The sequence below is a fragment of the Propionivibrio sp. genome, from assembly GCF_049316945.1.
In the GTDB taxonomy this organism is placed as follows: Bacteria; Pseudomonadota; Gammaproteobacteria; order Burkholderiales; family Rhodocyclaceae; genus Propionivibrio.
This window is the reverse complement of sequence record NZ_JBMOJE010000193.1, coordinates 1-6,611: the sequence shown is the minus strand read 5'-3', so window position 1 is coordinate 6,611 and position 6,611 is coordinate 1. Positions and strand designations below refer to the sequence as shown.

The 6,611-nt window shown below is 51.4% G+C and carries 6 protein-coding genes; 1 reads left to right on the top strand and 5 read right to left on the bottom strand.

The window, feature by feature from the left end; translation table 11 throughout:
- Nucleotides 1-298 (top strand): hypothetical protein (locus ACOYNV_RS24835; protein ID WP_422902490.1); only part of this gene is annotated, 298 nt, incomplete at its 5' end.
- Between the two features lie 233 nt (nt 299-531).
- Here the strand turns inward: ACOYNV_RS24835 and ACOYNV_RS24830 are convergent.
- The 5 genes from ACOYNV_RS24830 to ACOYNV_RS24810 form a co-directional block, all read right to left on the bottom strand.
- Nucleotides 532-2,349: a TolC family protein gene (locus tag ACOYNV_RS24830; protein ID WP_422902489.1), complete on the bottom strand. Its 1,818-nt coding sequence runs from the start codon at nt 2,347-2,349 to the stop codon at nt 532-534.
- A gap of 132 nt (nt 2,350-2,481) precedes the next feature.
- On the bottom strand, nt 2,482-3,792 hold the full coding sequence (locus ACOYNV_RS24825) for an HlyD family secretion protein (RefSeq protein ID WP_422902488.1): 1,311 nt from the start codon (nt 3,790-3,792) through the stop codon (nt 2,482-2,484).
- Nucleotides 3,785-5,899 carry a peptidase domain-containing ABC transporter gene (locus tag ACOYNV_RS24820; protein WP_422902487.1) on the bottom strand — a complete coding sequence of 705 codons (2,115 nt, stop codon included), beginning with the start codon at nt 5,897-5,899 and terminating at the stop codon, nt 3,785-3,787. The genes ACOYNV_RS24825 and ACOYNV_RS24820 overlap by 8 nt, the downstream gene beginning before the upstream one ends.
- Nucleotides 5,900-6,015: 116 nt before the next feature.
- Nucleotides 6,016-6,099 carry a hypothetical protein gene (locus ACOYNV_RS24815; RefSeq protein ID WP_422902492.1) on the bottom strand — a complete coding sequence of 28 codons (84 nt, stop codon included), beginning with the start codon at nt 6,097-6,099 and terminating at the stop codon, nt 6,016-6,018.
- Between the two features lie 11 nt (nt 6,100-6,110).
- On the bottom strand, nt 6,111-6,401 hold the full coding sequence (locus ACOYNV_RS24810) for a MarC family protein (RefSeq protein ID WP_422902491.1): 291 nt from the start codon (nt 6,399-6,401) through the stop codon (nt 6,111-6,113).
- Between the last annotated feature and the right edge of the window lie 210 nt (nt 6,402-6,611).

Here is a 6,611-nt window from a genome sequence, read left to right as displayed (position 1 = left end):
CCAAGCCAGCGCAGATGCTGCCACTGAAGTTGTTTCAGTGATAGATAAAATCGAGCTACATAACTATGTTACGAAAGCTTTAGGCTTAACAGAAGATACAATAACAATAGATAAATTCTGGACTGATGCTGAGGTTGCTGAAGGACGTGATGCCTCAGATAGGATTATCTATAACACCACCACAGATGCGCTTTACTATAATGCAGACGGGTCGGTAAATACTGCTTCGATTCAAATTGAATTGATGGGCTTGTCAACCCATCCAACAATGACTTATCAAGATTTATTAATTGTTTAGATGAGTTAACTAATAATAAATAATTTCATTTAAATCAATGTATTATTTTTTCAATGTACCTAAAAGTAGGAAATATTGTTAAATATAGGCTAAGTGCCGTCACGCTGGACAACAGGACGCTCCTTGTCAATCTTGCTGTTGTAGACCTTCCAGAGTTCCGACTGCTCATTCTTGAGGCTAATTATTTCGTTAAACTTTCCTCTGAATCAAAGGATTTATCCCGTCATTGGTTTCTAGCTCCCGTTTTCTGGCGTGTCCCACCCCACTCGGCTGTGACCCAACAGGGTGCCGGTGGCGAAAGCAAGGTCGATCAGGGATACCTGGTAGTCGCCTATAGCACGCACTTCGCGCAATTGCGCCTCGCCGAGGCGAGTGAGGGTTTCCAGAACCTCGGTCATTGTCCTTAGTCCCTCGCGAAATTGTTTCAGCTCGGCATCGTAGTTGAGTCCTGCGAGCAATACATTTTGCCTAGCGGCGAGAATACGTTGCCAGTTCTGATCCACCTGATCCAGCGCATCATATATTTCACGACGGACACTAAGTTCCCGCAGTTGTTGGGTAGTCAGGCGTTGCAAACGCTCCTCTACTGCCCGATTCAGCTGTGCTCGACGCAGTTCGTTGGAAAGCGGCATTTCCATCCGTACACCAACCGACCAATCAGAGTAGTTGCTACTGATCGACTGGTCGAAAGCGCCACCGAAGGACGATGTGTCGCGCCCTAGCGAGCCATAGTTGTAGTCAAGCATGAACATCGGCAGCGTTTGGTTGCGTAGATAATCGATCTTAGTCAGATCGGCGGCGAGTTTCAGCTCCAGCTCCAGTAGTTCCAGTCGCCCTTCCAGTGCCCGTTGCACCAGTTGTTTACGATCAAATTTGAATTCAAGCAGGGTTGGCGAAGTCTCTGGGATTAAAATCGTAGGCGAATCCAAATCCATGCCGGGGTCATTCAGCAATAACTTAAGCTGACGCTGTCTGATCTTAAGCGTGGTTTCCGCAATAATCAGTGCTTCCAGTCGCTCTGCCACACCAATTTCGGCACGGTTGATCTCCACAGCCGCAGTTAAGCCTTCCGTCACGCGCTTTCTTACCATTGCCAAGTTAGCCGCTGCGTTTTCATATTGTTGGCGGCGCACATCCAGTTCGCCCCAGACGATATACAGCCCCCAATAGCCGCGCTCGATAGCGCTCAGCACACGAATGGACTGTAAGCGAGTCTTAACATCCACAGACTGCTGTTCGTAACGGGCAATGCGGATGCCGGCAACATTGGTATCGATTCCCCCATCACGCAGCAAGGGCTGACTGATGGAGAAACGCAACGCATTTTGGTATTGATTAGACGCAACCCCCTCGAACTGCTTCTTCTCATCGAAGGGCATACTGAGTGTAACCTTGGCACCGGTTCGCAAAGGAATGACCATGCCGGCATCCATCTCTAGGATTTCGGTGCGTTGCGGCACGGCAGTAAGCTTGTCCACTTGTCCCTTAAGCACTGGCGAGCTCGCTTCAGACGGGGTGAACGTTACCACGTCAAGATTTTGAGCGGGTGTGTTCTTATTCCCGAACTTAGCGCGGGCGAAGATCAGGTCATCAAACTTGGCTTCTTCTTGACTGACCACAGTGGACGCGATCTTCGGGTCAACCATAGCGATCTTTAAGTCCAGGTTATTCTCCAGTGCCAGCGAACGCGCCTCGGCAATGGATAACTGTTTGCTGGCTTCTGGCTGTGCCTTGGGAGCAACCAGACCATCGGGTTCTTCTGCTTTATTCTGAATTGACTTAATTGGCGGCAAGGCCTGATCTAATTGCAGTGTGCGCTTCATACCCTGAGTACGCATTGGTTCCGGGGATAATTGCTTACTGGCTTCTGGTTGAGCCATAGACACAGGCGGAACACTAGCCCCTTCAATTTTATTCAGGGCAGCCTTTGCAGGCGTCAAACTGCGCATGGTCTGAAGGCGGCGTTCCCTGAACTTGGGCAGAGCCTGCTCGACGCTTAACCGTGGCGGTTTTGAGAGCTTTTCAACTGGCAGTCTTTCTTCGTTGTGCATGCGCTCTTCGACCCGCTGAACAAGCTGTCGATCGGGTGCAGTGTCAAAGTAATAACTGCACCCCGTTAACAATGATGCTAAAAGCCATGTAGTTCGGCGAGGACGGAAAGTCAGAAATGGTCTCATCATTGATTATTTCAATTTTTGTCGATATGAGTCAGTTGCTGGTTTTTCCGCCGTCAATTGTGGTGGAAAAGCGTTTAATTGACGCCAGAGTTCATAAGCCATCGTGACCCGATTCAGTATTACCCAGCCATTAACGCGCACACCCTGACGCAGAAAACGCTCTGACGGCCAAGGCCGGTCGGATGGATCAGGAACAATAAGCACACGAAACTTGCCCATGTCATCGTTAGTGGAATCCACAAAAGCGACGGTGCCGCCGAAAGTACCTACTGCCAGCTCGGTCCAGCCCGCGAACTGAATAGCCGGCCAGCCTTCGAATTGTAGGCGTGCATGGCGACCCGGCGTGATAAGTACAGCATCGATGCCACTCACCCACATTTCCACGGCCTTAATGTCAGTATCTGGTACCAAAACCAGCAGAGTATCACCCTGCTTGACAATATTGCTTTGCGGATTAGCCACAAGACGCAAGATACTGCCGTCACGAGGCGCCTTCACAATTTGGGACTGTTGACGCGATAAATCAATTTCACTCTTGAGCAGGCTGCCCCGACTATCCTCCAGTTCGCTTTGAGTCTTGTTAGCCGAAGCGCTGGCGGAGTCAATGCGTGCCTGGGCATCAGCGCGAATGCGCCCGATCTCAGCCTCAGCGGCGCGCTGCTCGGCCAGTGCTGCATTCAATGCCGCCTGAGCACTGTTTAAGCTGCGCCGGGCGACGATACCATCACGCTCGGCAACTTCGAAGTCACGTTTTGATACCAAGCCGTCACTCAACAAACGTTGCAAGCGCTCAGTTTGCACTGCGGCCGTATCCAGAGTCGCCCGTGCTGAAGCGATCACCTCGCTGGCCGAAACTGCTCTCTGGCGAGCCACATCCAGCCGGTATTGAGCGGTGGCAGCCTGTAAATCGCGTGTAGTGATCAAATTGTCGATTTGCAGTCGGTAAGCCCGCAATTCTTCTTCCTTGGCCGCCAGTTTAGCGGCGGAGGCCTCGCGCTGTTGATTCAGGCGTTCGAGCTGTTGTGGATCAACATCGGCTATTTCCATCAACACGTCGCCGGACTTGACCTTGGCGCCCTCACGCGCCAGCCATTGCACAATACGCCCAGAAACAGGCGCTTCCACGGCCTGCTGACGTTCGAAGGGAGCAAAGGCTGTAACCCGTCCGGTGCCAGTGATGTTTTGTTGCCACGGTGTCAGCAGTAAAGCCGGTGGCGTCAGTAGGAATACCCATACGCAGATTCTCGCCAGTGTACTGATGAGGCGAGGTGTGCGTGCGCTGGAGAGGGCGGAAAAGCGAAAATGCAGTTCAGACATCGCTGTCAACTCCTGGCAATTCCACAGTACGTTCGCATAACGCTGCGACGTTTGGCGAGCCGGTCAGTACCAGTAGGGTCCAGGGGGCATCGCTGGCAAACAACACTTGAGTTAGACGGTGGCGCGCTGCATCGTCCATGTCATCGAGTAACCCGTCCAGAATCAATAACGCGGGACGTCCGGCAATAGCTCGTGCCAGTAGCAGCAGTCGTCCCTGAGCGGCTGACAAAGGCGCGCCGCTGGGACTTATATCGGTATCCAACCCATCTTCAGCGAGACTGGCAATATCGTCCAGTAAGCCAACTGCACTCAGTACTTGTTCAACCTCATCTCGCCTAAGTTCCGACCGACCCAGGCGAACATTTTCGAAGAGACTGTCCTGGAAGAACTCCGTACGACCGACCACGGCAATCCGTTTACGCAATGCCTCCAGACGCAAATTGCCCAGATCGACGCCGTTTATGTCGATATATCCCTTTCCCGGTTGGCGCAGGCCGCATAAAAGCGCTGCCAGGGTGCTTTTGCCGCTGCCGTAGCCGCCGAACACGGCGACACGCTCGCCTGGCTGAACCAAGAAACTAAGATTGGAAAATACTGGCTGTTTCGCACCGTAGCTAAAGTATAAATTGCTTACCGCAAGCGAAACTGGGCCTATTATGATGGGCGCTACACCCTGCTCACGCTCCAACGGTAAATCCAGCAGATGACCAATCTTGTCGGCACCAGCCATCAGATCATAGTAACCTTCCAGATGCTTACCAAACTTGACCAACGAGATCAGTGCTGAGGACACGATCAATTCGGCGGCCACCAATTGCCCGAGAGTCAGATGGCCGTCGATAACCAGGTAGCCGCCGATGGCTAGCAAGGCCGTGCTGGCTATCGCATACAAGGTTACTGAACCAATGATCTGGCGCAACAACACCTTATAATGATTGCGCTTTGCAACCAAATAATCGAGAGCGAGCGCATCGGCGCGCTTGGCAGAGAGTTCCGGCCCGCCGTTAAATTTGAAAGTCTGCATGTTGCTGGCAACGATTTCCAGCCAGGCGACTAGGGCGTACTTGGATAATGATTCTTGGATGGCTGTGGTAACACCGCCACGCCCCAGTACGAAGATGATAAAGAAGATCAACAGTACCAACACCACGTCGAAAGCCAGCAGGAAAGGATGGTAAAAAGCCAGCATGATCAGGCCGACTAACGTTTGTACCGCTGTGCTCAAGCCATCCAGAAGAAGTGACGAACCGGCCTTCTGCACCGTCAGGACATCAAAAAAGCGGTTGACCAATTCCGGGCCATGGTGATGTCGATAGGCATCGCTATGCACTCTGGGCAGACGGTAAGCCAAATCCGTCGCCAGACGGACGAAGATGCGCCGTTGCACAATTTCAACCAGGTATGATTGAAGCACATGCACTGCACCGGCAAACGTTAGGAAGAAGAACAGGATAATCGACAGCACTAGCAAAGGTTGTCCCATACCGCTCATCGCTACCGTGTTCACTAAGGCTTGCACAGCAACCGGCGAGGCTAAGGCCAGCAAACCCGAGCCTAACGCCAGACCCAGCACCACCCACAGATCGGCATGGTCAGCGCGCATCAGTTCCATGAGTCGACGCAACGGCGTTAGATGGGCGTGATGATCGTGACTGACGGCGTTTGCGAGCGGTGCCTTTGCCCACACCAGTAACCAGTCTGCCAAACGTCCCTCAGGTAAGCCCAGTAATTGCCTGACGGCCGCTGGCTTGATTCGACTTTCCTCAATTACTTCGCCTTGCACCAAAGCTACGTGTACCCGGCTAGCACTAAAACCATACAAAACCAGCCAGCCGCGGCCATCGGAAAGACGCGCCACCATCGGCGTATGGGCAGCGGATGCCTCTGCCGCAGCGCTTGGCGTCAAAGCCACGCGATCCATCCGCAAGCCGATGTCGGCGCCGATATCAGAGAGATTATCCAACTCATCAGAATCCGGTTGAAGGAGCTGCTCCAATGACTTGGCGGGTTCGATTTCTAATTCTAATAACCCAAGCAAAAAATCGAGCAATGTCTGCCAGGCTTGTTTACGCTGAAGGTTGCGCTGGTCGTCGGTGGTAATAGCCATATATAACGATAATCAGAGTTTTTATGAAGAAAAAAGAGTCGTGCTCATAGTGCTGAAGATAAACGTAGCCCATGTCCAGTTGATGTCCGTTATTGCATAGGCAAGTGCAGATGGACTCATAGCTGCCTCCATGCTGGAAATAACGCGATTAAACCGTTGGCAATAAACTGTACAGCCATCGCTGCCAGCAAGAGGCCCATAAGCCGCGTAGCTATATGTTTATACCAGCCGTACCTAATCGCTTTTCTAAAGGCATTGCCAAACTTAAAAGCATCCACACAACACCCGCTAAAAATAAAGCCCCGAAGCTAATGATTACTTTATCGACCCAATAGATCATTTGCTCCGCATTAACGATGACCAAACTGATTGCACCAGGCCCTGCCAATAAAGGAATCGTCAGAGGTACCACAGCTATACCTTCTTTGTCTTCCGCTTCTAGCGCTTCTGCATGGGTATGTATAGCCGGGCTTATTTTAGCTTGAAACATTGAATTCGCAATCGTTATATCATCTACGTTGGGGCATTAAAGAAAATTATAAATGCTTAAAACAATGGCTTGAAATTGAGAATTTTTGCCGGAAAGTCAGTGCTCTCAGTTCAACAAGATTTTTATGCCAAAATAATCGCAAAGCCGTCTACGCGACTGCTTACGCGAAAAACCCAAAGCGCTGGAGTGGTAACACTCGAAATTGGCAAAGAATCGAAAAGG